28 protein-coding genes are annotated in these 26,534 nt (G+C 72.0%); 10 read left to right on the top strand and 18 right to left on the bottom strand.

What is annotated here, in order from left to right:
• Positions 1–273: 273 nt before the first annotated feature.
• A complete protein-coding gene (locus tag IOD16_RS04580) occupies positions 274–777 on the bottom strand; it encodes a DUF3145 domain-containing protein (RefSeq protein ID WP_123743506.1) in 504 nt (167 codons plus the stop codon).
• A gap of 511 nt (positions 778–1,288) precedes the next feature.
• On the opposite strand from IOD16_RS04580, the gene IOD16_RS04575 reads away from it, so the two are divergent.
• Complete coding sequence (locus IOD16_RS04575; protein WP_201438994.1) at positions 1,289–2,536, top strand: hypothetical protein; 1,248 nt, start codon at positions 1,289–1,291, stop codon at positions 2,534–2,536.
• A 48-nt stretch (positions 2,537–2,584) separates the two neighbouring features.
• Here the strand turns inward: IOD16_RS04575 and IOD16_RS04570 are convergent, their stop codons facing one another.
• The 4 genes from IOD16_RS04570 to IOD16_RS04555 form a co-directional block, all read right to left on the bottom strand.
• The gene (locus IOD16_RS04570) at positions 2,585–2,956 is read right to left on the bottom strand and encodes a hypothetical protein (protein ID WP_201438993.1); all 372 of its coding nucleotides are present in this window, start codon (positions 2,954–2,956) and stop codon (positions 2,585–2,587) included.
• 118 nt (positions 2,957–3,074) lie between these two features.
• Positions 3,075–4,526, bottom strand: coding sequence for a dihydrolipoyl dehydrogenase family protein (locus tag IOD16_RS04565; protein WP_201441200.1), 1,452 nt, complete (start codon positions 4,524–4,526; stop codon positions 3,075–3,077).
• A 54-nt stretch (positions 4,527–4,580) separates the two neighbouring features.
• Positions 4,581–5,261 (bottom strand): TetR/AcrR family transcriptional regulator, encoded by a 681-nt coding sequence (locus IOD16_RS04560; protein ID WP_236594755.1) that lies wholly within the window; start codon positions 5,259–5,261, stop codon positions 4,581–4,583.
• A 109-nt stretch (positions 5,262–5,370) separates the two neighbouring features.
• Positions 5,371–6,045, bottom strand: a complete 675-nt coding sequence (locus IOD16_RS04555; protein WP_201438991.1) for a hypothetical protein — start codon at positions 6,043–6,045, stop codon at positions 5,371–5,373.
• 224 nt (positions 6,046–6,269) lie between these two features.
• Here IOD16_RS04555 and IOD16_RS04550 point away from each other — a divergent pair, with 224 nt between their 5' ends.
• Both IOD16_RS04550 and IOD16_RS04545 read left to right on the top strand, forming a co-directional pair.
• On the top strand, positions 6,270–7,127 hold the full coding sequence (locus IOD16_RS04550) for an SGNH/GDSL hydrolase family protein (RefSeq protein WP_236594754.1): 858 nt from the start codon (positions 6,270–6,272) through the stop codon (positions 7,125–7,127).
• 236 nt (positions 7,128–7,363) lie between these two features.
• Entirely contained in the window at positions 7,364–9,613 is a 2,250-nt protein-coding gene (locus IOD16_RS04545) for a HelD family protein (RefSeq protein WP_201438990.1), read from the top strand.
• 56 nt (positions 9,614–9,669) lie between these two features.
• Here IOD16_RS04545 and crcB read toward each other — a convergent pair whose 3' ends face one another.
• The 3 genes from crcB to IOD16_RS04530 are packed head-to-tail and all read right to left on the bottom strand — an operon-like array spanning position 9,670 to position 10,779.
• Complete coding sequence (gene crcB / locus IOD16_RS04540) at positions 9,670–10,002, bottom strand: fluoride efflux transporter CrcB (RefSeq protein WP_201438989.1); 333 nt, start codon at positions 10,000–10,002, stop codon at positions 9,670–9,672.
• Positions 9,999–10,352: a fluoride efflux transporter FluC gene (locus IOD16_RS04535; RefSeq protein WP_236594753.1), complete on the bottom strand. Its 354-nt coding sequence runs from the start codon at positions 10,350–10,352 to the stop codon at positions 9,999–10,001. Before IOD16_RS04535 ends, crcB begins: the two co-directional genes overlap by 4 nt.
• Positions 10,342–10,779, bottom strand: a complete 438-nt coding sequence (locus tag IOD16_RS04530) for a MarR family winged helix-turn-helix transcriptional regulator (protein ID WP_123743514.1) — start codon at positions 10,777–10,779, stop codon at positions 10,342–10,344. The genes IOD16_RS04535 and IOD16_RS04530 overlap by 11 nt, the downstream gene beginning before the upstream one ends.
• A 53-nt stretch (positions 10,780–10,832) precedes the next feature.
• On the opposite strand from IOD16_RS04530, the gene IOD16_RS04525 reads away from it, so the two are divergent.
• From IOD16_RS04525 to IOD16_RS04515, 3 genes are read left to right on the top strand one after another with little or no spacing between them, the layout of a single operon-like run.
• Positions 10,833–12,113 (top strand): MFS transporter, encoded by a 1,281-nt coding sequence (locus IOD16_RS04525; RefSeq protein ID WP_201438988.1) that lies wholly within the window; start codon positions 10,833–10,835, stop codon positions 12,111–12,113.
• A 55-nt stretch (positions 12,114–12,168) separates the two neighbouring features.
• The gene (locus IOD16_RS04520; protein WP_201438987.1) at positions 12,169–12,975 is read left to right on the top strand and encodes an SAM-dependent methyltransferase; all 807 of its coding nucleotides are present in this window, start codon (positions 12,169–12,171) and stop codon (positions 12,973–12,975) included.
• Between the two features lie 6 nt (positions 12,976–12,981).
• Entirely contained in the window at positions 12,982–15,030 is a 2,049-nt protein-coding gene (locus IOD16_RS04515) for a PAS domain S-box protein (RefSeq protein WP_201438986.1), read from the top strand.
• Positions 15,031–15,055: 25 nt separating this feature from the next.
• Here the strand turns inward: IOD16_RS04515 and IOD16_RS04510 are convergent, their stop codons facing one another.
• From IOD16_RS04510 to IOD16_RS04490, 5 genes are all read right to left on the bottom strand, one after another.
• Entirely contained in the window at positions 15,056–16,423 is a 1,368-nt protein-coding gene (locus IOD16_RS04510) for an NAD(P)(+) transhydrogenase (Re/Si-specific) subunit beta (protein WP_201438985.1), read from the bottom strand.
• On the bottom strand, positions 16,420–16,743 hold the full coding sequence (locus IOD16_RS04505; protein WP_328809415.1) for an NAD(P) transhydrogenase subunit alpha: 324 nt from the start codon (positions 16,741–16,743) through the stop codon (positions 16,420–16,422). Before IOD16_RS04505 ends, IOD16_RS04510 begins: the two co-directional genes overlap by 4 nt.
• The gene (locus tag IOD16_RS04500) at positions 16,740–17,831 is read right to left on the bottom strand and encodes a Re/Si-specific NAD(P)(+) transhydrogenase subunit alpha (protein WP_328809485.1); all 1,092 of its coding nucleotides are present in this window, start codon (positions 17,829–17,831) and stop codon (positions 16,740–16,742) included. Before IOD16_RS04500 ends, IOD16_RS04505 begins: the two co-directional genes overlap by 4 nt.
• Positions 17,832–17,932: 101 nt before the next feature.
• Positions 17,933–19,093 (bottom strand): nitric oxide synthase oxygenase, encoded by a 1,161-nt coding sequence (locus IOD16_RS04495; RefSeq protein WP_123743521.1) that lies wholly within the window; start codon positions 19,091–19,093, stop codon positions 17,933–17,935.
• Between the two features lie 201 nt (positions 19,094–19,294).
• A complete protein-coding gene (locus IOD16_RS04490) occupies positions 19,295–20,398 on the bottom strand; it encodes an FAD-dependent monooxygenase (protein ID WP_201438983.1) in 1,104 nt (367 codons plus the stop codon).
• A gap of 60 nt (positions 20,399–20,458) precedes the next feature.
• Between IOD16_RS04490 and IOD16_RS04485 the strand changes: the two genes are divergently transcribed.
• Together IOD16_RS04485 and IOD16_RS04480 are read left to right on the top strand one after the other, a co-directional pair.
• The gene (locus IOD16_RS04485) at positions 20,459–21,043 is read left to right on the top strand and encodes a TetR/AcrR family transcriptional regulator (protein WP_201438982.1); all 585 of its coding nucleotides are present in this window, start codon (positions 20,459–20,461) and stop codon (positions 21,041–21,043) included.
• Positions 21,044–21,173: 130 nt separating this feature from the next.
• Entirely contained in the window at positions 21,174–22,334 is a 1,161-nt protein-coding gene (locus tag IOD16_RS04480) for a macrolide family glycosyltransferase (RefSeq protein WP_442978110.1), read from the top strand.
• A gap of 38 nt (positions 22,335–22,372) precedes the next feature.
• Here the strand turns inward: IOD16_RS04480 and IOD16_RS04475 are convergent, their stop codons facing one another.
• The 3 genes from IOD16_RS04475 to IOD16_RS04465 are packed head-to-tail and all read right to left on the bottom strand — an operon-like array spanning position 22,373 to position 24,329.
• A complete protein-coding gene (locus IOD16_RS04475) occupies positions 22,373–22,612 on the bottom strand; it encodes a helix-turn-helix transcriptional regulator (protein WP_123743524.1) in 240 nt (79 codons plus the stop codon).
• A complete protein-coding gene (locus tag IOD16_RS04470) occupies positions 22,609–23,460 on the bottom strand; it encodes an ABC transporter permease (RefSeq protein WP_123743525.1) in 852 nt (283 codons plus the stop codon). The genes IOD16_RS04475 and IOD16_RS04470 overlap by 4 nt, the downstream gene beginning before the upstream one ends.
• Positions 23,457–24,329, bottom strand: a complete 873-nt coding sequence (locus IOD16_RS04465) for an ABC transporter ATP-binding protein (protein WP_201441196.1) — start codon at positions 24,327–24,329, stop codon at positions 23,457–23,459. Before IOD16_RS04465 ends, IOD16_RS04470 begins: the two co-directional genes overlap by 4 nt.
• Positions 24,330–24,515: 186 nt before the next feature.
• On the opposite strand from IOD16_RS04465, the gene IOD16_RS04460 reads away from it, so the two are divergent.
• Together IOD16_RS04460 and IOD16_RS04455 are read left to right on the top strand one after the other, a co-directional pair.
• Positions 24,516–25,715, top strand: a complete 1,200-nt coding sequence (locus tag IOD16_RS04460) for a cytochrome P450 (RefSeq protein WP_201438980.1) — start codon at positions 24,516–24,518, stop codon at positions 25,713–25,715.
• On the top strand, positions 25,712–25,906 hold the full coding sequence (locus IOD16_RS04455) for a ferredoxin (RefSeq protein WP_123743527.1): 195 nt from the start codon (positions 25,712–25,714) through the stop codon (positions 25,904–25,906). Before IOD16_RS04460 ends, IOD16_RS04455 begins: the two co-directional genes overlap by 4 nt.
• Positions 25,907–25,957: 51 nt before the next feature.
• Here IOD16_RS04455 and IOD16_RS04450 read toward each other — a convergent pair whose 3' ends face one another.
• Together IOD16_RS04450 and IOD16_RS04445 are read right to left on the bottom strand one after the other, a co-directional pair.
• Positions 25,958–26,308: a type II toxin-antitoxin system PemK/MazF family toxin gene (locus tag IOD16_RS04450; protein WP_123743528.1), complete on the bottom strand. Its 351-nt coding sequence runs from the start codon at positions 26,306–26,308 to the stop codon at positions 25,958–25,960.
• Positions 26,295–26,525 (bottom strand): ribbon-helix-helix domain-containing protein, encoded by a 231-nt coding sequence (locus tag IOD16_RS04445; RefSeq protein ID WP_123743529.1) that lies wholly within the window; start codon positions 26,523–26,525, stop codon positions 26,295–26,297. The genes IOD16_RS04450 and IOD16_RS04445 overlap by 14 nt, the downstream gene beginning before the upstream one ends.
• Positions 26,526–26,534: the final 9 nt, after the last annotated feature.

Below are 26,534 nucleotides of genomic sequence, written 5' to 3'. Positions count from 1 at the left end.
CGGAGGAATGATCCCGACCGTTGGCGGCGGTGTGGGCACCTGACACGACCCACCCACCACAGCCCCGCAACCACCCACAAAGGCCCGATTTGACATGGGTTCGGGTGCTTTAGGCTGGTCGAAGCCGGCAGGCCTGGCGGGACGCTCTTCCCCGCCGGGCCTGCCGGCTTTGGCCTGCCTGGAGTGCCCGTACGGGCCCCATGTCAAATCGAGCCGGACTTGAGCGAAGACACCGCCCCCGACCCGACCACCTAGCCGAACAACCGCACGCGCTCATCCCACCCGGTGCAACCACGTCACCGGCGCACCGTCGCCCGCCCGCCGGAACGGTTCCAGGGCGTCGTCCCAAGCCGCGCCCAGGATCTCGTCCACCCCGTGCGCGAACGACTCGCCGCCTCTGCTGCGCGCGGCCAGTGCCCGGAGTTGGTCCTCTGAAACAACTATGTCGCCGTTCGCGCTCGTGCGCGCGTGCCACAACCCCAGCACGGGCGCGAAGCAGTACCTCACGCCGTCCACTCCCGGACTCGGGTCTTCCGTCACCTCGAACCTGAGCATCGGCCACGCCCTGAGCGCGGACACGAGTCGGGCACCGGTGCCGGCGTCGCCGGTCCAGTTGCATTCGGCGCGCAACTGACCAGGCGCCGCGGGTTGCGCCGCCCACTTGAGGTCCGCTCGCTCACCGAGGGTGCCCGAGATCGCCCACTCGACGTGCGGACAGACCGCAGACGGCGACGAGTGGACGTAGACCACGCCACTGCTGCTGCCACGGGTGCTCACAGCTGACCTCCGCTACTCGACGAGGGACGTCTTCCCCTACGACCTCTCGAGGATGCGGACGATCTTGCGAATTCCCGACTTGGTCATTCTGCCCGCTACGGCAGCAGTCCGCCATAAGAACCATCGCGTTCCTCACCCGGGCGGGTCAGATACAGGACTTTCGACCCCAAATCGGCGACCTCACCCGCGGAGACCACGCCGCGAGGGGTGACTTTCCGGGATCACCCGACCACGTTCACGTGATCTTGGCGGGTCGTCACCACCTCATCGCCGCCACTTCGCCGCGACGACCGCCACCAACTTCCACCGACCTCCACGTCGGGGTTGCGCAACTACCGCGCCAAACGCGCTGTCCAGGTGATGACTGTCACGCAACGTCATCTCCAGCGATGCGCCCGACCGGCCGTCACCCTACGGCGCTACCGTGTCCGACCGTGTGGAACGCCGAACGTCAGACCGTGTGGCACGCCGACGCGTGGACCGCCGAACGGCGCGATCTCGTGGTGATCCCGTGCGGCTGATCCGACTCGGGACCGAGCCTTCCGCGGTGGGCGCCGACGTGCGCGCCGCGTTGAGCACGTGGGGCAACGGCGACGCCGTGCTCGGCGGTGTCGCGCTGCTCGGCGTGCGACCGCCGGACAGCCCGCGCGAGCTGGACGCGGTGATCGTGCTGCCGCGCGGTGTGCTCGTGGTCGTCGGCGTGGACCTGCCGGACCCGGCCATGCGGCTGGAGGCCCCGCTCAACGGCCAGTGGAAGATCGACGGTTGGCCGCTGACCCGGCCGGACGGCGCGATGAGCCCCGCCGCCGAGGCGCTGGCCGCCACCACCGCCGTCGCCCGCCGCATCCAGGACATGCGCGGGGAGCCGTTGCCGGTCACCACGGTGGTGGCCGTCGGCCCGTACGTCGGTCAGGTCGTGCAGCCGACCGTCGACCTGAACCGCGGCGTGCGCGTCCTGCACCCGAAGCCGACCACGCTGCTCGCCGCCGCGCGGGAGCTGGCCACCAGCGACCGGCCTTGCTCCGCCGAGCACGCCGCCAAGCTGGTCGCCGTCCTCGCCACGACCGGCGCGCCGCCCACCCGCCAGCACCTGATCGCCGAGGGCTTCTCCGACGCGGCGGCCGACCTGGCCTCCGCCAGCACGATGCTGCTGCCGAAGGTCACGCCCGCACCGGCCGCCCGCAAGCTCCTGCCCTACGCGGCCGGCGCGGTGGTGGCGCTCCTGCTGGTCATCGCCCTGATCATCTCGTTGTCCTCGAACGACACCGCGGACAGCGCCACGTCCACCACCACCGCCCCGCAGCCGACCACCGTGGTCGTCGACGGCCGGAACTTCTCGCCGCGCGGCGCGGACCGGACCGACGACTGCGCCTCGCACGCGTTCGGCGACGTCCGGGGTTGGCTGACCGGGCACCTGTGCATGCAGCTGCGGCGCGCCCAGTACGAGACCACAGTGGACGGCCGCAAGGTCGGTGTCGCCATCGCCGAGCTGAGCCTGCCCGACTCGACCCGGGCAAGCGAGCTGCACGCGATCGCGTCGGCGGCGGGCTCGGGCGGTGTCACCACCCTCGTCAAGGACGGCAAGGGCTGGCCGGGAGGGCCGAAGACGTTCGACCGGTCGGCGATCCGCGTGTCGGCGAAGGGCGCTCAGCTGCGCATCACGCAGGTGGTGTGGGCCGAGGGCGAGCAGGACCCGGCCGACCCGGAGCTGACCGAGATCGCCGACCAGGCCTTGCGGCTCCCCGCCGCGCAGGGGTGATCCCCCACCTCGACGCTTGACGCCTGCCTGTCCGACGCACGGTGCCGGTCAACGCCCGGTGCGCACCATCCCGACACCGATCAACCCGAACGCCACGTGCAGCACGATCACCAGCCCGGCCACCGCGCACAGCGTCTCGGTGCCCGGTTTGCCGGCGATCGCGCCGAACGAGAACAGCCACCCGCCCACCGCGATGGCGAACCCGGTGAACAGCACCGACTTCGGCACGTGCGCCAGGCACAGCAGCGCGCTGGACCGCGCGCGGAACAACGTGTGCAGCACGACCGGCACGATCAGGAACCCCGGCAGGTGGACCGCGACCGGCGGCCACGAGGGGCCGCCGGGCAGGAACGTGGAGGCGATGACGAAGGCGCACCACAGCACCGCGCCCATCGCGACGGCCACTGTTCCCCTGGTCACACTGGCAGTGTAAGGAGCTGAAGCCGCATTTTGAGGTTAAGAGTCTCTATGGCCGCACGGTCGATACGGCACTCGGCGCATGGTGTACACGATGTGCTGACACAACGTGCACTCAGCGTCAGAGACCGTAGGCCTCGAGCAGCCTCAACCACACCTCACTGATGGTGGGGTACGCCGGAACGGCGTGCCACAACCGGTCCACGGTGACCTCGCCGACGATCGCGATGGTGGCCGCGTGGACCAGCTCGGCCACGTCCGGACCGGCGAACGTGACGCCGACGAGCGTGCGCTTGCGCTCGTCCACGATCATCCGCGCCTTGCCCCGGTACCCGTCCGCGTGCAGGGACGAGCCGGCCACCGCGATGTCGAGGTCGACGACCCGGATGTCCAGTCCCGCCTCGCGGGCCTGCGCCTCGGTCCAGCCGACCGACGCCACCTCCGGGTCGGTGAACACCACCTGCGGCACGGCCGTGTGGTCGGCCGTGGCGACCGGCGCGGTCCACGGCTCCGGGTCGGTCGCACCGGTGACGATCGCCGTGCCGACCGCCCGCGCGGCGTACTTGCCCTGGTGGGTCAGCAACGCGCGACCCGTGACGTCGCCCGCCGCGTACAGCCAGTCCACTCCGGACACCCGGCCGGTGTCGTCGACCTCCAGCGCCTCGCCCGCCGTGAAGCCGAACTGCTCCACGCCGAGGTCGAACGTCGCCGGCTGACGACCGGTCGCGATCAGCAGGTGGGCACCGGTCACCACGGTGTCGTCCGACAACGTCAACGACACCTCGCCGGCGCCACCCAGACCCGAGCCACCCAGACCCGAGCCACCCAGACCCGAGCCACCCAAACCCTCACCGCCCGAACCCGCGCCGCCCGAGCCGTCCGAAGTGGACACCCCGACCGCCTTGACCCCGGTGACGAGCCGGACGCCGTCCTCCTTCAGCCCGTCCGCGACCAGCTCGCCCGCGAACGCCTCGAACTTCGGCAACGGCCGCTCACCGGACACGACGAGCGTGACGTCGGAGCCGAGCCGCGCCCAGGCCTGCGCCATCTCCACGCCGACCACGCCGCCGCCGAGCACCACCAGCGACCGGGGCACCTCCTGCGCGGAGGTCGCCTCGCGGGACGTCCAGTAGGGCACGTCCGCCAGGCCGGGCAGCGACGGGATGCGCGGCACGCTGCCCGTGCACACCACGACCGCCTTCGTCGCGGTCAGCACGCGCCCGTCCACGTCCACCCGGCGCTCGCCCGCCAGCCTGCCGCGACCGCGCACCACCGTCAGCCCGGCGCCCTCGGCCCACTCGACCTGACCCGAGTCGTCCCAGTCGGAGGTGAAGCTGTTGCGCCGCTTCAGCACCTCGGCCGGGTCGAGCCGCTCGCCGACCGGCACGCCGGGCACCCGGCGGGCGGCGGCGAGCGCGTGGCCCGGGCGCAGCAACGCCTTGCTCGGCATGCACGCCCAGTACGAGCACTCGCCGCCGACGCGCTCGGCTTCCACCAACGCCGTCCGCAGGCCACCGGCGGCGGTCCGGGCGGCGGCGTTCTCGCCCACCGGGCCGCCGCCGATCACGATCACGTCGAAGTCGTCGCTCACCGGTCCACCCCACACCACCAGGACCGGCGCGGCAAGTCACGAGGGGTCGAACACCGTCGACAGCATCTTCAAGATCACCCCGTCGGCGGTGCGGAGCACCACCGGGCGTTCGTCGGGATCGACCCGCTCGGCCAGCTTGAACATCGCGTCCGCGGTCTGGGCGGCCATCCGGAACGTCAACATGACCGGCGCGTCGCCGCGCACCGCGAAGCGGCTCACGAACAGGTCCCGCAGCCGCTCGGCCATCAGCTCGTACTGGTCGACGGAGGAGTCGAGGCGGTGGCCGTCGAGCAGGTCGCTGAACCGCACCCGCCCGAACCCGGGGATCTCGACGAGCATCCGCAGGTAGACGGCGACCACTTGGCGGACCGCTTCCCGCCAGTCCTCGGCGATCCGCCCCTCCGTGAACAGCGTTTCCACCCGTCCCAGGTACTCCTCCATGCCGCGCAGGGCCAGCGCGTGCACAACAGAACGCTTGTCCGGGAAGTATTGGTAGAACGATCCAATTGGCACGCCTGCTAGCTCGACGATCCGGGCGGTGGTGATGTCGTCGTAGTCGTAGTCGTTGAGCAGCGTCGCGCAGGCATCGACAATCGCGGACACCGTCGCGGCGCCGCGCTGCTGAACGGGCTGACGACGCATCACCTTGGCTAAGCGGTTTTCGGCGGGATTTTCTGGCACTCGCACATCTTGATGGATACGGACCGGTAAGCCCAAACAGGCGAATCCAGAATGTGATGTGAGGTTCACTCGACTTACCCGGATAGATTTGTTGGGGTGCAAAACTATTTGCATACCCTGACCGGATCGGGAAATCCGGTCCGGCTCAACGCGATCCGCGCTGCGCCGGGACGGGTTCGGGCAGTTCACCGGGTGTGCCGCCGGCCGGCGGCCGTTCGGCGGAAGCCGCGCGGACGATCGGCGTCCCCGGCCGTCGGCGCGGTGGCCGAGTCACGTAGGGGCCGACCAGCCGGGCCAGCACCAGCCCCGGCGCGACCAGCGGCACCACCGCCGACAGCGCTGCCGCCGTCGCGCCCGCGCGGGCCACGTCCCGCGGGATGACGGCCACCCGGTCCACCACGAACGCCCGCCGCCCGGTGATCGACACCAGGCCCATCACCGCGAGGAACACCACCAGCGACAGCAACGCCCACCGCACCGCGACGTAACCGACGTCCTCCGCCGACGCCATCACCGCGAGCCAGCCGACCACCGCCGACGCCTGTCGGCTCGCGCTCGTCATCGCCCAGAGCAGACCACCCACCACGGCCAGGAACCCGGTGCGGCCGTCGAACCACCCGCGCGTCGCGTCCAACCAGCCGGTCGGCAGGCCGGCCCACCGCACCGGCAGCACCTCCAGCGGGCTCGGCTCGCCGAACGCCTGGCCCACCACCCACGCCAGCGACCACGCCGACACGACCGCCGCGAACCCGAGCTGCCACCTGGGGCGGTCCACCGCGACGCGGCACAGGCCCGCCAACTCCCGGCGCTTCTCCTTCACCCGTCCCAGCGTGCCGGAGCGAGCCGGCGCCGCGACCCGGTTTCACCCGCGTGCCTTCGTAGAGCCGCTCATCGGGTGGTGGGCCCACCGGGAAGCCGTCACCCGGCGTCGCGACGACCTCGCGCACTCTCTCGGGTGATCTACCCCGGCTCACCGCCGCACCTCGGCGGCCCAGGCCACATCATGTCCAGCGGACACCACCCGATCACGAAGAGGAGGCGACCGTGCGCAGGCTGCTACCGGCGTTGCTGGCGGCGTTGACGATCACCTGGACGGCCGGTGCCGCGGTCGCCGACCCCGACCTCGCCGAACCGGACTTCGAGTACGTCGCCCTCGGCGACTCGTCCGCCGCCGGACCGCTCATCCCGCAGCAGGACCCGGAGGCCCCGGGCTGCATGCGCTCGTCGCGCAACTGGCCGTCCGTGCTGGCCGAGCGGATCGGCGCCCGGCTCACGGACGTGACGTGCTCCGGCGCCGTGACCGACGACCTGACCGGGTCGCAGACCACCATCGACGGCGAGTCGCAGGCGCCGCAGGCGGACGCGCTGAGCCCGTCGACCGACCTGGTGACGCTCACCCTCGGCGGCAACGACATCGCGCTGGTCGACCTGGCGGGGAAGTGCGTGAACCTGCTGCCCCAGCCGATCGGCAGGTCGTGCCGCGACGAGTTCACCGCCGGCGGGCGCGACGAGCTGGCCGAGCGGATCGACGCCTACGCGGCCGAGTTCGCCGCCGCGCTCGACCTGATCTCCGACCGGGCGCCCGGCGCGCGGGTCGTGGTGGTCGGCTACGGCACCCACATCCGGCCCGAGGGCTGCCACCCGGAGCAGCCGATCTGGCCCAAGGACGCCGCCTACCTCCAGGGTGGCATCCACCGGCTGAACGAGCTGTTCGCCCGCGAGGCAGCCGAGCACGGCGCGCTGTACGTCGACATCGAGTCGCCGAGCGTGGGCCACGACGCGTGCGCGCCCTCGGCGCAGAAGTGGTTCGAGGGCGTGGTCGTGACCGGGCCGGTCGCGCCGCTGCACCCGAACAAGGCGGGCATGGCCGCGGTCGGCGGGATCGTCGCCGACCGGTTGTAGCAGGAGGTCCGGGCCGCACCAAGATCACCAGGCCGCCGTCGAGCACCCGCTCGGCGGCGGCCTTCGTGCGTTCACCGAGTCCGAGCGCGGGCGGAGTTGTTCACGCACCGGCGGGAAGGGCGTGTAGTAGATTAGACGTTCTGCGCGAGACGGGCGCAGGACTGTGAGCCCGCAAGAAACCGTCAGCCGCAATGCGACACAGGCTGATAAAACACGCTATCCAGAAATGAGGCACGTTGTCAAGCCCCGCCGATGACCTCCGGCTCGCGGAAACCGAGTCGGAGCAGGAATACGTGTCGATGCTGTACGGCCGGCTGGACGACCTCCGCGAACAGAGCTCGAAGCGCCTGGCCGGGGCGCTGCGGCAAACCGGTGGGACGCACCAGATGCGCTCCGAGCGCGACACCTCGGTGGCCCTGTACTCCGACCAGCTGGCGCAGTACAGCGCGGTGGAGAACGGGTTGTGCTTCGGCCGGCTCGACTTCCACACCGACGAGCGGTTCTACATCGGCCGGATCGGCTTGTTCGACGAGGACAAGGAGTACGAGCCGCTGCTGATGGACTGGCGCGCGCCCGCCGCCCGCCCGTTCTACCTGGCCACCGCCGCCGCGCCCGAGGGCGTGCGCCGGCGCAGGCACCTGCGGACCAAGCAGCGCAAGGTGGTCGGGTTCGACGACGAGGTGCTGGACATCAACTCGGTCGACCTGGACCGCCGCTCCGAGGGCCTGACCGGCGAGGCCACCCTGCTGGCCGCGGTGAACGCGAGCCGCACCGGCCAGATGGGCGACATCGTCGCGACCATCCAGGCCGAGCAGGACAAGATCATCCGCACCGAGCTGAACGGCGTGGTCGTCGTGCAGGGCGGTCCGGGCACCGGCAAGACGGCGGTCGCGCTGCACCGCGCCGCGTACCTGCTCTACACGCACCGGCGGCAGTTGGCGAAGCGCGGCGTGCTCGTGGTCGGGCCGAACGCGACGTTCCTGCGCTACATCGGGCAGGTGCTGCCCTCGCTGGGCGAGACGGGCGTGCTGCTGTCGACCGTCGGCGAGCTGTTCCCCGGCCTCACCGCGGTCGGTCGCGAACCCGCCGAGGTGGCCGCGCTGAAGGGCCGCACCGGGATGGCGGACGTGGTCGCGCACGCCATCCGGGACCGGCAGGAGGCGCCGAGCCTGGTCGAGGTGCCGTTCGACGGCGACGTGCTGCGGCTGGACCGGCGGGCGATCAGCGACGCGCGGGGGCGGGCGCGGCGCACCAGACGACCGCACAACGAGGCGCGGCGGACGTTCCAGCGCGAGATCATCTCCACCCTGGCGTCGCAGGCCGTGTCCCGGCTGGGCAGGCACCTGCTGGACCAGGCCGACATCGATGACATCCGGCGCGAGCTGCGCGAGGACCCCGCCGTGCAGGCCGCCGTCGAGAAGCTGTGGCCGACGCTGTCGCCGCAGCGGCTGCTCGAAGACCTGTACGCGTCGCCGAAGCTGATCGCCAAGGCCACGCCGAAGCTCTCCCCCGCCGAGCGCGAGCTGCTGGCCCGCCCGCGCGGCGCCGAGTGGACGCCCGCCGACGTGCCGCTGCTGGACGAGGCGGCGGAGCTGCTCGGCGAGGACGACACCGAGGCCAAGGCGCGGGCCGAGCGGCAGCGGCGGCAGGCGATCGACTACGCGCAGGGCGTGCTGGACATCCTCGACCTGGAGGACGACGCCGACCCGGAGATCCTGATGGCCACCGACATCATGGACGCCTACCGGCTGGCCGAGCGGCACGGCGCGGAGCGCTACGAGACGGCGGCCGAGCGGGCGGCGGCGGACCGGACGTGGACGTTCGGGCACATCATCGTGGACGAGGCGCAGGAGCTGTCGCCGATGGCGTGGCGGACGTTGATGCGCCGGTGCCCGTCGAAGTCGATGACCGTGGTCGGCGACATCGCGCAGACCGGCGACATCGCGGGCGCGTCGTCGTGGCACGACGTGCTGTCGCCGTACGTGATGGACCGCTGGAAGCTCACCGAGCTGACCGTCAACTACCGGACGCCGTCGGAGATCATGGCCGTCGCGGCGGACGTGCTGGCGTCGGTCGACCCCGACCTCGTGCCGCCGACCTCGGTGCGGGACAGCGGTTTCGCGCCGTGGAGCCTGCGGGCGCCGTCCCTGGCCGAGGCGCTGCCGCCGGTGGTGGGCAAGGAGGTCGCCGCGATCGGTGACGGCAAGCTGGCGGTGATCGTGCCGGCGGCGTCGGTGGCGTCGCTGCGCGCCGCCGTGCCGGGCGCCTCGGACGACCTCGACGCGCAGGTGGTGGTGCTGGCCGTGACCGACGCGAAGGGCCTGGAGTTCGACTCGGTGCTGGTCGTCGACCCGGCGGGCATCCTGGCCGAGTCACCGCGCGGCGCGAGCGACCTGTACGTGGCGCTGACCCGGGCCACCCAACGCCTGGGCGTCGTGCACACCGGCGACCTGCCCCCCGTGCTGAGCCGGTTGACCACCGTGTGACCGCGAGGAGATCCGGCACGGCCCGCGGCGCGGGTGGGTGAGGCGGGGCTCGGACGTCATCGGGAGATGAGGCAGCCGAGGACGGCGGCGGCCAGGCCGAGGGCCAGGCTCGCGGCGATGTTGGCCAGCGCTCGGCGGTAGCGGCCGTCCTCGGTCAGCCGGACGGTCTCGTAGCTGAACGTGCTGTAGGTCGTCAGGCCGCCGCACAGGCCGGTGCCGACCAGGGCGAACAGGTCCGGTGACGTGCCGGCCACGCAGCCCAGCACGAACGAGCCCACGACGTTGACCGCGAGCGTGGCCCAGGGGAACGTCCGCTGGGCCAACCGGCCGGCGGCGTAGCGCAGCGAGGCGCCCACGGCCGCGCCGGCGAAGACCAGCAGCACCGTCATGGCCACACCTTGCGGGTCGCGGCCATGGCGGCGAAGGTCGCGCACAGCGCCAGGAACAGGGTGCCGAACAGGTACGCGACGGCGGTGAGGCCGCCCAGCCGCACGGCGTCCAGCGCGTAGCCCGAGAACGTGGTGAAGCCGCCGAGCACGCCGATGCCGAGGAACGGCCGGGCGAGCGGGTGCAGGCGCGGCACCAGGACCATCAGGACGCCGATCAGCGCGCTGCCCACGACGTTGACCACCAGCGTGCCCCACGGGCCGGGCACGACGGTGGACAGGCCGTACCGCGCGACGCCGCCGATGCCGCCGCCCAGGGCGACGGCCGCGACGATCCGGGTCTCAGCTCGCACGCAGGTGGTCCACCAGGTGGTCGAGGGCGGCCAGGGCGCGGACCACGTCGGCGCGTTCGGCCGGGTCGAGCTTGTCCAGCGCCGAGCCGATGCGCTTCTCGTGCGCGGACTGCCAGACGGCCAGCTGCTCGTGCCCCTGCGGTGTCACGGAAAGCCGGGCCACGCGGCGGTCGCTGGGGTCGCCGCCCCGCTCGACCAGACCGTTCTCGATCAGCTGGCCGACGAGCCCGCTGACCGTGTTCGGCGCCAGCCGCAACTCGGCCGCGAGGTCGCCCACGCGCATCGGGGGACGCTCGGCGAGCGTCTGGAGCAGCTCGACCTGCGCCATCGGCAGGGAGTCCCACGGCCATTCCGACCGGATGCTCGTGCGCAGTGCCCGGCGGAGCCTCGTGACCACGTCGGTGAGCGAGCGTGCCTCGTCTGACATGCGCGAATGGTACTGGCTCGCACTATGTCGGAGACCGAGATAGTCTGGTGTCGATGAATCGCTCACTGCGCTGGTTCGTCGTGGAATCACCCAGGCCGCGGCGGGTCGCGACCTGGGCCGGTGCGCCTTGGCTGGCCGTGGCGACGGTGTGCCTCGGCGCCTTCCTCGGCCAGTTCGACGCGAGCGTCGTCACACTCGCCCTGCCCGCATTGCGGGACGATTTCGGCGCGTCACCCGAGTGGGTGTCGCTGGCGTACCTGTTGACGCTGGCCGCGTTCGTCGCGCCGATCGGCAAGTGGTCGGACCGGCGGGGCCGCAAGCTCGTGTACCTGTACGGGTTCGTGGTGTTCACCGGCGCGTCGGTGGCGTGCGCGTTGGCCCGGGACCTGGACGTGCTGATCGCGTTCCGGGTGGTGCAGGCGCTGGGCGCGGCGATGTTGCAGGCCAACAGCGTGGCGCTGGTGGTGGCGGCCGTGCCGCGCGACCTGATGCGCAAGGCGCTGGGGGTGCAGGCGACCGCGCAGGCGCTGGGGCTGGCGCTCGGCCCCACGGTCGGCGGCCTGCTGGTCGAGGCGTTCGGGTGGCAGTGGGTGTTCCTGGTCAACGTGCCGGTCGGCGTCGCCGCCCTCGTGGCGGGCCACTACCTGTTGCCGCGCACGCGGGAGCGGGGCAGCACGCCGGTCGACGGGGTCGCCGTCGTCCTGCTCGCCACGGCCACCACCGCGTTGCTGCTGGTGCTGTCCGGCGCGAGCCCGTTCCTGCTGCTGCTCGCGCTGCCGGCGGGTGTCGGCTACGTGTGGCGGGAACCGCTGGTGCGGCGGGTGAAGGGCGGCCTGTTCGGCGCGACGTGCGGGTACCTGGTCCTGTTCGGACCGCTGGTCCTGGTGCCGTTCACGTCCGACCGCGGCCCGTCGGCGACCGGGTTGCTGCTCACCGCGCTGCCGGTCGGGTTCGCGCTCGGCGCGGCGCTGCCGTGGCGCGTGCCGCGGGCCGGCGCGGTGTTGTCCACAGTGGCCTGCGGGGTGCTCGCCTGGCAGGTTCACCCGGTCGCGCTGATCGCGTTGGGGCTCGGGCTCGGCCTCTTCATCCCGGCCAACAACGCGGCCGTGCTCGGCGCCCTCCCCCGCGGTGACGCCGGGTCGGGCGGCGGTCTGGTGAACCTCGCCCGTGCCCTCGGCACCGCGCTCGGCGTGGCGGTGCCGCTCTTCGTCCACGCGCACTGGGGACCGCGAGTGGCGTTCGGCGTCCTCGCCATGATCGTTCTGGTGACTGCGTGTACGCCGATCGGGGACAAGCTGCCTCGTCCCGGCCCGCGGCTCCGGCCGGATCAGTAACCTCGCCCCGGCGGGGCGAAACCTCGGGCTGGCACACACACGGGTGAGGACGAGGGTGGCGGATCGGCTGAGCTGGGTCCCCGATGACGTGAACACGGGGCTGCCCAGCGCCGCACGGCTCTACGACTACCTGCTCGGCGGCGGCCACAACTTCGCGGCCGACCGGGAGCTCGCGGAGGAGTTCCTGCGCGCCCAGCCCAACGGCCGCGCCATCGCCCGCCTCAACCGCGCGTTCCTGCGCCGGGCCGTGCTGCACCTGGTCGACGCCGGCGTGCGGCAGTTCCTCGACCTGGGCTCCGGCATCCCGACCGTCGGCAACGTGCACGAGATCGCGCAGAAGGCCGCGCCCGGGGCACGAGTGGTGTACGTGGACTTCGAGGACGTCGCCGTCGCGCACAGCCAGATGATCCTGCGGGACGACGACCGGTCCGCGGTCCTGCGGGAGGACCTGACCGAGCCGGACGCGGTGCTGGCGGGCGCCCGCGGCACCGGCCTGATCGACTTCGCCGAGCCGGTCGGCGTGCTCGCGGTCGGGGTGTTCCACTTCGTGCCGCCCGAACGCGACCCGGCCGGCGTGATCGCCGCCTACCGCGACGCCGTGGCGCCGGGCAGCCACCTCGCCCTCTCCCAGTTCAGCTCCGACCTGCAACCCGAGGAGATGGCAGGTGTCGTGGCGGTGATGCGCCAGAGCCCGGACCCGATGTTCCCGCGCACCCGCGCCGAGATCACCGCCCTGTTCGACGGCTTCGAGCTGGTCGAGCCCGGCGTGGTACCGCTGCCCCGGTGGCGGCCGGAGGAGGGCTCCGTCCAAGAGGACGCCGACCGGGCGGGGATCTTCGCCGGGGTGGGGCGCAAGAAGTGAGCCGACGTGTCGCCACGCGATAGGACCCGGCGGCAGGGCATCGCGCGGGAGTGGATGCGGGCGGTCTACCCGACCGCCTACGTGCCGATGTCGCCGGTCGAGATCGAGCTGTACCTGCTCGAACTGGTGGACGTGATCGCCGACGCGGTCCAGGCCGAGCCGTTCGCCGTCGAGCCGGTCGCCGCGGTCGGCCACCGGCTGGTCGAGGCCCACTTCACCGGCCCGGAGACGTTGCAGCGCACGGTGGACGTGCTCGGGCACGCTCTGCTGGCGGGCCCGGAGCTGCGGGACGTGCCGGGGCTGGCGGAGAAGGTCGTCGCCATCCTGGGCGCGGTGAGCGCCGGGTTCGCCGCCGCGATGCGGCTGGACGCACTGGACCAGCAGGAAGAGGTCCAGCGCGCGTTGATGGCGGCCAAGCTGCGCGCCGAACGCGTGCTGGAGGTCAGCGAGGCCCGGTTCCGCGAGGTGTTCGACTCCTCCGCGTTCGGCATCGTGATCACCGACCTGGAGGGCCGGTGCGTCGAGGTGAACGCGGCGCTGGCCGAGATGATCGGCCGCGACCGGGGCGAGCTGACCGGGCGGCGGCTGGTCGAGCTGTTCGACCCGGACGACGCCGAGGCGCTCGCGACCAGGTACGAGGAGGTCGGCGAGGGCCGGGTGCAGCGGACGCGCGAGCAGCGGCGGCTGCTGCGCGAGGACGGCGAGCCGGTGTGGGTGCACCTGGCGGTGTCCTCGCTGCGCGACGCGGACGGCGAGCCCGCGTACCACGTGACCATGGTCGAGGACGTCAGCGAGCTGCACCTGCTGCAGAAGAACCTGGACTTCCAGCTGCTGCACGACCCGCTCACCGGCCTGTCCAACCGGCAGCGCTTCGCCACCCGGCTGGAGGCGCTGCACGGCGCGTCACGCGGCGGGATCACCCTCTACCACCTCGGCCTGGACGCGTTCTCGCTGGTGAACAACGGCCTCGGCCACGCCTTCGGCGACCGGCTACTCACCGAGGTCGGCCACCGGCTCGAAGCCCTGGTCTCCGACGACGTCGCGCTGGTCGCCCGGATCGGCGGCGACGAGTTCGGCATCGTGGTGGACAACTCGCCGACCACGCCGAGCGTGCCCGACATGGTCGAGCTGATCAACGAGACGCTGCGGCAGCCGGTCGACGACGGCGTGGCGCTGTCCGCGTCCATCGGCGTGGTCGACCGGCCGCCCGCCGGGTGGGAGGTCGCTGAGATCCTGCGCGCGGGCGACGCGACCCTGCGCCGGGCCAAGACGTGCGGCAAGCGGCAGTGGCTGCCCTACGACAAGCACCTCGACCGGCAGTGGCGGGAACGGCAGGCGCGGGCGGCGAAGATGCCCGGCGCGCTGGCCGGGCAGGAGCTGGAGGTCGAGTACCAACCGGTGGTCGACCTGGCCGGCGGGCAGGTGCTCGGCCACGTGGCCCGGCTGCGCTGGGACGAGGTCGGGCACCACGAGTGCGTCGAGCTGGCCGAGGAGACCGGGCTGTCGCTGGCGCTCGGCCAGTGGGCGCTGCACGAGGCCGCCGCCGTGGCGGCCGGGCCCGAGTCGTTCGGCACCCTGTACTTCGAGCTGTCGCCGATGCAGTCCCGCGACGAGGACCTGGTGCGCACGGTGAAGCGGACGTTGGACGCGAGCGGCCTGCCGGCGTCACGGCTGCAGATCTTCCTGGACACCCGGTCGATGCTGGAGGGCAGGGGCGACGACAACGCGCAGGTGTTGCGGGACAACGGGATCTCCACCGGGCTGACCCGGTTCAACGGCGGGCAGGCCGAGCTGTCGCTGTTCGGCGAGCTGCCGGTGGACGCGCTGGTCCTCGACCCGTCGATCGTGGGCAGGCTCGCCGAGCCGCACGAGTCGTTCCTGCACACCGCCGTGGAGCTGATGATCCCGCTGATCCGGGACTACGGGGTGGCGGTGGTGGTGCCGGACCTGTCCACAGAGGAGCGGACGGCGTGGTGGCGGCGGGTCGAGGTGGACGGCGCGTACGGCGACCACCTCGCTCCCGTCGTGCCGGGGTACGAGCTGTCCGGCTCCTAGTGCCGCGACCGCGCAGGCCGCGGCACTAGACGTGCTTCACCGCGGCCAGCAGCTTGGTCAGCGACTCCTTGGCGTCGCCGAACAGCATGGTGGTCTTCGGGTTGTAGAGCAGGCTGTTGTCCACGCCCGCGAAGCCCGGCCGCATCGAGCGCTTCATGAACACCACGGCCTTCGCCCGGTCCACGTCGAAGATCGGCATGCCGTAGATCGGGCTGCTCGGCTCGTCCCGCGCCCCCGGGTTGACCACGTCGTTCGCGCCGACCACCAGCACCACGTCGACGCTGCCGATGCCGGGGTTGACGTCGTCGAGCTCCTTGAGGTGCTCGTACGGCACGTCCGCCTCGGCGAGCAGCACGTTCATGTGGCCCGGCATGCGGCCCGCGACCGGGTGGATGCCGTAGAGCACGGTGATCCCGCGCTGTTCCAGCACCTGCGCCAGCTCCCGCGCCGCGTGCTGGCCCTGCGCCACGGCCAGGCCGTAACCGGGGACCACGAGCACGGAGTGGGCGTACCCGAGCAGGATCGCCACGTCCTCCACCGTGCCGGAGCGCACGGTGCGCTGCTCGTCGGTGGTCGCGGTCGCCGTGGTCGCCTGGAACGCGCCGAACAGGATGTTGGTCAGCGGCCGGCCCATGGCCTGGGCCATCAGCCGGGTCAGGATCGTGCCGGACGCGCCGACGAGCGTGCCCGCGACGATCAGCAGGGTGTTGGCCAGCACGTAGCCGGACGCGGCGACGGCCAGACCGGTGAACGCGTTGAGCAGCGAGATCGCGATCGGCACGTCCGCGCCGCCCACCGGCAGCACGAACAGCACGCCCAGCGCGAGACCCGCCACCGCCAGCAGCACCAGCAGCAGGCCGTTGCCGGTCAGCACGACCGACAGCGCGAGCAGCGCGCTCACCGCGGCCGCGCCGAGGCCGAGCAGCTGACCGGCGGGCAGCAGCACCGGCCGGGTGGTCATGACCTCCTGGAGCTTGAGGAAGGTGACCACGCTGCCGGAGAAGCTGACCGAGCCGATCAGCACGGTGAGCACGGTGGCGAGCTGGAACGCCACCGAGCCGTGCGGGACGGCCAGGAACTCGGTCAACGCCACCAGCGCCGCCGCCGCGCCGCCGACGCCGTTGAACAGCGCCACCATCTGCGGGATGGCGGTCATCTTCACCGAGCGCGCCGCCGGGATGCCCACCACCACGCCCGCGGCCACGGCGAGCACGATCAGCAGCCCGTTGTGCACGGCGCCGTGGACGTACGCGGTGACCACCGCCAGCGCCATGCCCGCCGCGCCGACCAGGTTGCCCGCGCGGGCGTACTTCGGGGTGCTCAGGCCCTTGAGCGCGAGCACGAAGCACAGCGCGGCGACCAGGTACGCGAGCTGGACCCAGGTGGGGCTCACTCCCCCACCTCCTGGTGCCCGTTGGCGGCGCTCTTGACGGGTCTGCCCGCCTTGTGGCCCTTGAACATCTCCAGCATCCGGTCGGTCACCACGAAGCCGCCGACCACGTTGACCGTGGCCAGGAAGACCGCGGCGAGGCCGAGGGTGACCTCCAGCGCCTGCTCGGCCCGCCCGGTGATGAGGATGGCGCCGACCAGGATCACGCCGTGGATCGCGTTCGCGCCCGACATCAGCGGCGTGTGCAGGATCGTGGACACCTTCGACACGACCTCGAAGCCGACGAACACGGCCAGCACGAAGATCGTCAACAGGTCGATCACCGCAGCTCCCTCCTCAGCTCGCCCGCGTGCGTGAGGCAGCAGCCGGACAGCACCTCGTCGGTGAGGTCGGGGACCACCCGGCCGTCCTCCGTCATCATCATCAGGAGGTTGGCCACGTTGCGCGCGTAGAGCCTGCTGGCGTGCACGGGCATGCCGCTGGGCATGTTCAGCGCGCCGTAGACCAGGACCTCGCCGACCCAGGTCTCCTCACCCGGGCTGCTCGCGGTGACGTTGCCGCCGGACTCGGCGGCCAGGTCGACCACCACCGAGCCGGGCGCCATCGCCTTGAGCATGTCGTTGGTGACCAGCACGGGCGCCTTGCGGCCCGGGATGGCGGCGGTGGAGATCACCACGTCGGAGGCGGCGACCCGCTCGGCGATCAGCTCGCGCTGGCGTTCGAGGAACGTCTCCGACTGCGCCTCGGCGTACACGCCCTGCTGCGTTTCGAGGTCCAGTTCGAGGAACCGCGCGCCGAGGCTCTTGACCTCGTCCTTGGCCGCCGCGCGCACGTCGTAGGCCTCGACCACGGCGCCGAGGCGCCGGGCGGTGGCGATGGCCTGCAACCCGGCCACGCCCGCGCCGAGGACGAGCACCTTGGCGGGCGGGATGGTGCCCGCCGCCGTGGTGAACATGGGCAGGAACCGGGGCAGCCGGTTGGCGGCCTCCAGCACCGCCCGGTACCCCGCCACCAGGGCCTGCGACGACAGGGCGTCCGCGGCCTGCGCCCTGGTCACCCGGGGTAGCAGGTCGAGGCTGAACGCGGTGACCTTCCTGGCCTTGAGCACCTCGATCAGCTCGGGCTCGGCGTTGGGTTGCAGGAAGCTGATCGTGACGTCGCCCTCGCGGAGGGCGGCGGCCTGCTCGGGGGTCGGTGGTTGGACGGAGACGATCACGTCGGACTGCCCGGCCGGGTGGTCGGCGATGACGTTCGCACCGGCTGCGCGGTAGGCGGCGTCCGAGGCGTGGGCGTGTCTGCCCGCTCCGGCTTGCACGTCCACCGTGAGTCCGGCACCGATCAACGTGGTCACCGTTTCCGGTAGACCGGCTACGCGGCGCTCGGCGGGCCGCGCCTCGACGGGTATGCCCACTCTCACGGAGAGTCACCCTAGACCGCCGAAGGTGATCTACGCCACAGATGGGCCTTAACGTTAACCGTACATACGTCTTGCTGAGACCTCCCGCGGCGCGCTCAGTGGATCACCGGGCAGACGCCCTCGGTGTCGCCGGCGAAGAAGTTGGGCACCAGCTCCCGCTTGTCGTAGTACCGGTGGAAGACGCTGGTGATCCCGCTCGACATCGGCGGGACGATCCACGTCCAGTCCGCCGGACACGAGCGACCCGCCTCTTCCTCCTTCTTGAGGTGCGTGAGGAACCGGTCCGACTCGGTGTGGTGGTCGGTGATCGTCACGCCCGCCGCGGCGAACGAGTGCAGCACCGCGCGGTTCAGCTCGACCAGCACCCGGTCCTGCCACAGCGTCCGCACCGAGGAGGTGTCCAGGCCCATCCGCCGGCCCAGGTAGGGCAGCAGGTCGTACCGGTCGCCGTCGGCGAAGTTGCGCGCGCCGATCTCGGTGCCCATGTACCAGCCGTTGAACGGCGCGGCCGGGTAGTCGATGCCGCCGATGCGCAGCCGCATGTTGCTGATCGCCGGCACGGCGTGCCAGCGCAGCCCGAGGTCGGCCAGCCACGGCAGCTCGGGGTGGCCGATCGGCACCTCCAGCACCGCGTCGGGCGGCAGCTCGACCATGGCCGGTTCGGCGTCCTCCCGTTCCACGATCAACGGCAGCACGTCGAACGGCCCGCGTCGCGCGGGCGGTCGCCAGCCCATGTCGATGGCCGTCGCGGTCAGCTCGGCGTTGCGCCGGTCGCCCAGCACGCCGCCGTCCGAGCCGACGTAGCCCGCGTACCGGATCAGCTGCTCGTTGCGGATCCTCGGCGCGGGCCGGCCCGGCTCGTCGGGCGCGAACACGGTGATCACCGGGCGGACCTTGCCGCCGTTGGCGGCGAGCTTGAGGTGCTCGACGCACTCGTCCGCGATCTCCTTGGGGTCGCGCAGCTCGCGCAGGTCTCGGACTTTGAGGCTGCGCCAGTACAGCCGCCCGATGCAGCGCGCGCTGTTGCGCCACGCCACCCGTGCGCCGAACGTCAGCTCGTCGGGGGTGTGGCGGTACGTGCCGGTGGCGGCGACCTCGGCGTGCACCTCGGCCAGGCGGTGCTCGACCGCGCCGAGGTCGGGGTCCTCGGCGTGGTGCAGTCGGATGAACTCCTCGGCCTCGGCGAGGTCGACGGTGGGGGCGGCGGCGTCGTGCAGGGGAATGGCTTCAGCCGGACACGGGGGGACGGGGGCCATGGCGCGACACCGTAGTTGCCCTTTCGTGGTTGCTGCACCGCCGTGCCGGGCACCGGGGAGGTGCGACACCACCCTATTGGTGTCGCAGAGTGAGTGCTTGATCGCGCAGAAGAGTGACCCATCCTGCGAAAACGAGTGATATTCGATCGTTATCCGCTCGAATATCCGCAGTAACTTGTGATTTACCCCACAACCGCTTTTTCACCTATCGGGTGACAACGACGGCGGCGTCCACCCGAAGAACTTCGACATCCCGCGCAACCCGACCGACGCCGGCACCGCGCGCATCGCGGCGTTCCGCGCGGCCACGGCCACCGGGTTGCGCACCTTGTGCCCGACCCGCCCGAGCGCCCGGGACGCCTTCGCCATCGACTGCGTGCGCGGCCGGCGTTGCCGGTCGTAGGCGGCGAGCGCGGTCGGCACGTCGTCGGCGCGGGCGCAGGCGGCGGCCAGCACCACGGCGTCCTCGATCGCCATGCACGCGCCTTGGCCCAGGTAGGGCGTCATCGCGTGGGCGGCGTCACCGAGCAGCGCCACCCGGCCGCGCACGTAGGTCGGCAGCGGCGCGGCGAGCTCGTGGATGTCGTGCCGCAGCACGGCAGCCGGCGGCGTGGCGTCCAGCAGGGCGGGGATGGGGTCGTGCCAGTCGGCGAAGAGCCGGCGCACCTCGCCCAGCTCGTCGACCGAGCGGCCACCGGCGGGTGCGATCGCAGCCGCGTACCAGCAGACCCGGCCGTCACCCAGTGGGAGGACGCCGAACTCGGTGCCGGGGCCGAGGCTCTGGCTGAGGCCGAGGTCGAGCGGGAACCGGGCGGTCGTCACGCTGCGCCACGCCGTGGTGCCCGCGTACACCGGCTGGGGCAATGTCGGGAACAGCGCCTCCCGGGCGCGGCTGCGGATGCCGTCCGCGGCGACCACCAGGTCCGCGTCCAGGTCGTCCAGCGAGCGCACCTCGGTGTCCGTGACCAGGCACCGCGCCGGCAGCGCCGACCGCAGCACCCGGTGCAGGTCCGCCCGGTGCACGGCGACCACGTGGTCCTGGTGCGACGCGTCGACGCGCGTCAGCGTCCGCCCCCTCCGGTCGCGGATGCCGCCCGGCACGCGGGGCGTGCCGATCCGCCGCACGTCGTCGGCCAGGCCCAGCGCCGCCAGCGCCCGCATCGCGTTCGGCATCACGCCGACGCCCGCGCCGACCTCGCCGAACTCCGCCGCGCGCTCCAGCACCGCGACCTCCCACCCGACCCGCCGCAACGCCACCGCCGCCGTGACGCCACCGAGGCCACCGCCCACCACGACCGCTTTCATGCCCGCTCCTTCTACACCTGTAGAGACCAGTACTCTACAGGTGTAGAAGGAGGACGCACTGTGACGGAGCGCATGGCCGCCCTCGCCGACGCGGCGATCCACGTGGTGGCCACCCGGGGCATGCGCGGGCTGACCCACCGCGCCGTGGACGCGCAGGCGGGCGTGCCCACCGGCTCGACGTCGGCCTACTTCCGCACCCGCAAGGCCCTCGTCGAAGGCGTCGTGCAGCGGCTCGCCGACCTGGAGGACGCCGAGGTGGCGGCGGCGCGGATCGACGTCCCGCTCGACCCCGACCTGCTCTCCGAGAGCCTCGCGACCGTGCTCGACCAGTGGATGACGACCGGCCGCGAGCGCACGCTGGCCCGGTACGCGTGCCTGCTGGAGGCCACGCACCACCCGGAGCTGCGCGGCATCCTGGCCCACGGGGAACGGCCGCGCGCGCAGGCGCGGGAGCTGCTGGCCGCGTTGGGCGCGCCGGACCCGGAGCGGAGCAGCCGGGAGCTGGTGGCGTTCGTGGACGGGCTGCTGTTCGACCGGCTGGTCGGCGCGGGCGCGCTCGGCGCACCCGACCCCGGCACCCCGCGGAGCCGGGCCGAACTGGCCTCCGCGATCCGCGCCGCGTTGCGCGCCGTGCTCGGTAAATGAGTGGCGCCCGGCGCTACCGTTGGTCGCATGTGGGCATTCCGCGTCGAGTACCTCTGAGCCCAGGGCAGCCGTCAACCCCCACGCGCCTCGCGTGCCGGGGTCATCGAGCCGACCCTGACCTCATGCGGAGATACCCGTGTCGCACATCGCTTTCTTCAACATCCCCGGCCACGGCCACGTCAACCCCACGCTGCCCGTCGTCACCGAACTGGTGAACCGGGGCCACCGGGTCACCTACGCGGTCGACCCCGGCTTCGCCGGCATCGTCGCGAAGGCGGGCGCCGAGCCCGTGCTCCACCCGACCGGCCTGCCCACCGACGACCGCGAGTGGCCGACCGAGATGGCGCCCGCCATGCGCCTGTTCCTCGAGGAGGCCAGGACCGTGCTGCCGGTGCTGGCCGCCGCCTACGCCGACGACCGGCCGGACCTGGTCGTCTACGACATCGGCGCGTGGACCGCACGCGTGCTGGCGGGCCGCTGGGGCGTGCCCGCGATCCAGTTCTCCCCCACCTTCGTCGCGTACGAGGGCTGGGAGGAGGAGATGGCCGACATGTACGACCACCCCGACGTGGAGGCGTTCTTCGGCGAGCTGGACGGGTGGCTGGCCGCCGAGGGCTGCGCGATCCCCGCCCGCACCTACGTCGGCCACCCCGACCGGGCGGTGGTGAGCATCGCGCGGTCCTTCCAGCCCAACCACGAGTCGGTGCACCCGAAGTACACGTTCGTGGGGCCGTGCCTGAGCGACCGGTCGTCGTTCCAGGGCACGTGGGAACGGCCCGCGGACGACCGACCGGTGCTGCTGGTGTCGTTCGGGTCGGCCTACACCAACGAGCCGGGGATCTACCGGCAGTGCTTCGAGGCGTTCGGCGACCTCGACTGGCACGTGGTGGTGAACATCGGCAAGCACGTCGACCCGGCCGAGCTGGGCGAGCCGCCGGCGAACGTGGAGCTGCACCGGTGGGTGCCGCAGCTGGAGATCCTGTCGCACGCCAAGGCGTTCATCACGCACTGCGGCATGGGCGGCACCATGGAAGGGCTCTACCACGGCGTGCCGATGCTCGGCCTGCCCGCGATCGGCGAGCAGGTCATGAACGCCGTGCGGCTGGTCGACCTCGGCGTCGGCAGGCACGTGCCGCGGGAGGAGGCCACCGCCGAGGTGCTGCGCTCCGCCGTGCTGGAGCTGGTGGACGACCCGGAGGTGGCCCGGCGGCTGGCCGCGCTCAAGGCCGAGATCCGGGCGGCGGGCGGCACCGCCGCGGCGGCCGACGTGGTCGAGGCGGAGCTGAGGTGAGGGCAGGGGCGGCGCCCTCCGGCGCCGCCCCTCCTCGTCTACGCGGACCGCTCCGTGCTGCCCAGCCGGGGGAACGGGTCGGTCGAGAACACGACCTCCACCGGCACCTCGAAGTACTGCGCGATGCGCAGCGCCAGGTACAGGCTGGGGCTGTACTCGCCCCGTTCCAGGTAGCCGACGGTCTGGTAGTGGATGCCCAGCGCCTCGGAGAGCTGCCGGCGTGACACTCCCCGTTCCGCGCGCAGCATCGCGATCCGGTTGTAGACGCTTTCGCTCATCGCACCCTCTGCAACGCCGCCTGTCGGCGCTGCTCCATGTCCGAGCCGGACTCCCGCCGAGCCATCCGACGCAGGATCGTAGGCGCAAGCAGGAAACCGACCACCGTCCACACCCCGAGCACGCCCGCCATCTCCAGGATCCGCCAGGAGCCGCCGATCTCCGCGGCCGCCGCCGAGTCCGGCAGCAGCGCCGCCCTGGCGCCGTGACCGGCCCAGTACACCGGGAACACCTGGGCCACGCCCTGCAACCAGCCGGGCATCGCGGTGATCGGGTAGAAGATGCCAGAGATCGCCACGACACCCATCATCGGCAGCATCGTGATGCCCATCGCGCTGCCCGGGCTCTTGGTGATCGACCCGGCGACCGCGCCCCACGGCATCATCGACACCATCCCGAACGCCAGCACGGCGAGCAGGCCGAGGATGCCGCCCACGCCCGCGTCCGCCAGCACGTTCACCAGGAACAGGCCCGGCACCAGCACGATCAGCAGACCGACCAGGGAGTCCAGCGACGTCTGCACGGTCCGGCCGACCAGGTAGCCGACCATCCCGTGCGGCACCGCCTTGGCGCGCAGCAGCGTGCCGTCCTCCCGGTTGACCGAGAGCTGGCCGGCCGGCCCGACCAGGGCGCCGAACACGATCCCCATGCCGAGCAGGCCGGGCAGGGTCAGCGCGGCGAGCGAGAGGCCGGCGCCGTCGACGGGCGAGTCGCGCTGGAACCACAGCACGGTCAGCGCGGCCAGCCCGGTGAACAGGTTGTACCCCTGGTCCGAGCTGCCCAGGGAGTGGCGGAACTCGCGCACGCCGCGGTCCACGCCGAGCCGGATGGCCTGTGCCTTGGTGTTCACCGGAGCGCCACCTCCTCCTCGGTCGCCTGGCCGCTCTCGTGCCGCTGCACGAGGGCCATGTAGGTGTCCTCCAACGTGCTGCGGCGCACCTCCAGCTCGGAGACGCCCGTCGCGTGCTGGCGGAACAGGTCGCGGACGAACGCCGTCGCGTCGTCGGTCGTGTGCACGTGCCGGAGGCCGTCGTGCGTCCAGCGGACCTCGGACTTGCCCGCGACCCGGCGGCTGAGCTGGTCCGGGCTGCCGTCGGCGATGATCCGCCCGCCCGCCAGCACCAGGATCCGGTCGGCCAGCTTCTCCGCCTCGGCCAGGTCGTGCGTGGTGAGGAGGATCGTCATGCCCTCCAGGTCCGACAGCCGGTGCACCAGGTCGTGGAAGTCCCGCCGCGCGTGCGGGTCGAACCCGGCCGTCGGCTCGTCCAGGAACAGCAGGTCCGGCTTGCCGACGATGCCGATCGCCACGTCCAGCCGCCGCCGCTGGCCGCCGGAGAGGCTGCTGATCTTCTTGTGCGCGTGCCCGGTCAGGCCGACGGTCTCGATCAGCTCGTCGGTGTCGAACGGCCGCGACTCGTGCGGTGTCGCGTAGGGCGCGTAGTAGCGACCCAGGTGGTGCAGCAGCTCGCGCACCTTCCAGCGGCCGTGGTCGCGCCAGGACTGGAGCACCACGCCCAGCCTGGCCCGCCAGGCCTCGTCGCCGACGGCCGGGTCGACGCCCAGCACCCGGACGTGGCCGTCGGAGGGCAGCCGGAAGCCCTCCAGGATCTCGATCGTCGTGGTCTTGCCCGCGCCGTTGGGCCCGAGCAGGGCCACCACCTCGCCCGGGCCCGCGGTGAAGTCGACCCCGTGCAGCACGTCCGTCGTGCCGTAGCGCATCCGCAGATCGCGCACCTCGATGACCAAGGACCCTCACCTCCCCCTTGTCTGAGTTGTCCGGCATTTTGTAGCACACCTGCTATCAGACGTACTACTGCTGTTCCCTACGGCTTATTTACTTCACGGCTTCGTGAAACTTCTGTACGTTGCGAAGTAGGTCCCTTAACGCACTGGGAGGTGTGCGAGATGACCGAAACGCTGTCCGCCGAGCTGCCGAGCCAACGCAGCACGGCGTTCGACCCGCCCGCGGAGTTGGGGTTGCTCCGCGAGCGGGCCCCGATCAGCAGGATGAAGTTCCCCGACGGGCACCTGGGGTGGCTCGTGACCAACTACGAGCTGGCCCGCGAGGTGCACGCCGACCGCCGGTTCAGCAGCCGGTCCGAGCTGCAGCACTCACCGCGCAAGGTGGCCGGCAAGCCGGTGCCGCCGCGACCGGCGGCCAAGCCGGGCATGTTCATCGCGATGGACGCGCCCGACCACACCCGCTACCGCAAGCTGCTGACCGGCCAGTTCACCGTGCGGCGGATGAACCAGCTGATGCCCCGGATCGAGCAGATCGTGGCCGAGCACCTGGCCGCGATGCGCGCCTCCGGCACGTCGGCGGACCTGGTGGCGCAGTTCGCGCTGCCGGTGCCGTCGATGGTCATCTGCGAACTGCTGGGCGTGCCCTACGAGGACCGGGCGGCGTTCCAGGAGGACACCGCCAAGGCGCTGCGGCTCGACTCCACGTTCGAGGAGATCATGGAGGCGTTCGAGCGGCTGGAGGACTTCGTGCTCCAGCTCGCGAAGCGCAAGCACGTCGAGCCGGGCGACGACATGCTGTCCGGGCTGGTCGCCACCGGCGAGCTGACCGACGAGGAAGTCGCCAACATGGGGCTGCTCCTGCTCGTCGCCGGCCACGAGACCACGGCGAACATGCTGGGCATCGGCACGATGGTGCTGTTGCGGCACCCCGAGCAGCTGGCCGCGCTGCAAGCCGACCCGTCGCTGGTGGACAACGCGGTCGAGGAGCTGATGCGGTACCTGTCGATCATCCAGTTCGGCACGCTGCGCACGGCGTTGGAGGACGTGGAGATCGGCGGCGTGGTGGTCAAGGCGGGCGAGTCGGTCTCGATCTCGGTGGCCGCCGCCAACCGGGACCCGGCGCGGTTCGACCGGCCGGACGAGTTCGACGTCCGCCGGTCCGCGGCCGGGCACCTCGCGTTCGGCCACGGCGTGCACCAGTGCCTCGGGCAGCAGCTGGCCCGGATCGAGATGAGGGTCGGGTTCGCCGCGCTGTTCCGGGAGTTCCCGGACCTGCGGCTCGGCGTGCCCGCCGAGGATGTCAAGCTGCGCACCGACATGGCCATCTACGGGGTGCACGAGCTGCCGGTGGAGTTCTCGTGAAGATCGAAGTGGATCCTGACCGGTGCGCGGGGGCGGGCATGTGCGCGCTGACCGACGCCGACGTGTTCGACCAGGACGAGGTGGACGGGACGGTCGTGCTGCTGCAGCCGTCCCCCACGGGCGAGCACGAGAAGGCGGCGCGTGAAGCGGCGCACCTCTGCCCGGCCGGGGCCATCCGCGTCGTGGAGTGACGTGAGCCGCCGGGGGCCGTCTTCGGGCGGTCCCGGGCGGTGAGCGGCGGCTCAGAGCGACAGGTGCACGCGCAGTGCCTCGTCGAGCTGCTTGAGCACCGCCGGCGGCAGGCCGCCGATCCGGGCGCGGAGCCTGGCCGCGGTGACCGTGCGCACCTGCTCGGCCTGGGCCTTCGAGTCCGCGCCGAGCCCGCAGTCCTTGGCGGGCAGCAGCACCTGGAACGGGTACACCTTCGCGGTGTTGGAGGTGATCGGCACGACCGTCACCACACCCCGGCCGCCACCCCGTCCGGCGGCCCGGTTCGCCGCGTCGTTGCTGACGACCACGGCCGGGCGGATCTTGTTGGCCTCGGCGCCCTGCGCCGGCTCCAGGTCCACCCAGTAGATGTCACCTCGCCGCATCGAGGACACCGTCTGGCGCGGTCACGTCCCACATGTCGGCGTCTCCTCCGGCTTCCCACTCTTCCCACGCGCTCGCGTAGGCGTTCTCCAGACCCGCCTCGCGCAGCAGCGTGATCGCCTGGTGGATCACCGACGACCGCGATGCGCTCCGATGTTGCCGCAGGTAGCGATCAACGAACTCTACGTCCTCCTCGGGGAGGCTCACACTGATTTTCATACCGTCGAT

The organism is Saccharothrix sp. 6-C (assembly GCF_016695385.1).
In the GTDB taxonomy this organism is placed as follows: Bacteria; Actinomycetota; Actinomycetes; order Mycobacteriales; family Pseudonocardiaceae; genus Actinosynnema; species Actinosynnema texasense.
This window is presented reverse-complemented; position numbering and strand designations above follow the sequence as displayed.